1 protein-coding gene is annotated in these 231 nt (G+C 62.3%); it reads left to right on the plus strand.

Going from position 1 to position 231, the window contains the following annotated elements; genetic code table 11:
* Window positions 1-231 (plus strand): PAS domain-containing protein (locus tag SB786_RS37910; protein ID WP_410731798.1); only part of this gene is annotated, 231 nt, incomplete at both ends.

Consider the following 231-nt stretch of genomic DNA (forward strand, 5'->3'; position numbering starts at 1 on the left):
TTATCCGGGGCGTCAGCCGGGCTGGTGCCTCACGTCGAAGGTGCCGCTGCACGACGCGCACGGACGCGTGCTGGGCGTGGCCGGCATTTCGCGCGATCTGCAGGCGGCCGAAGGCACACATCCGGCTTATCAGCGTCTGGCCATTGCGGCGAAATACATTCAGGACAATTACGCACAGCCGCTCAAGCTTTCGCATCTGGCCACGCTCATCAATATGTCGGTGGCGCAAAT

This window comes from Burkholderia sp. SIMBA_062 (assembly GCF_046534765.1).
Taxonomy (GTDB): domain Bacteria; phylum Pseudomonadota; class Gammaproteobacteria; order Burkholderiales; family Burkholderiaceae; genus Burkholderia; species Burkholderia ambifaria.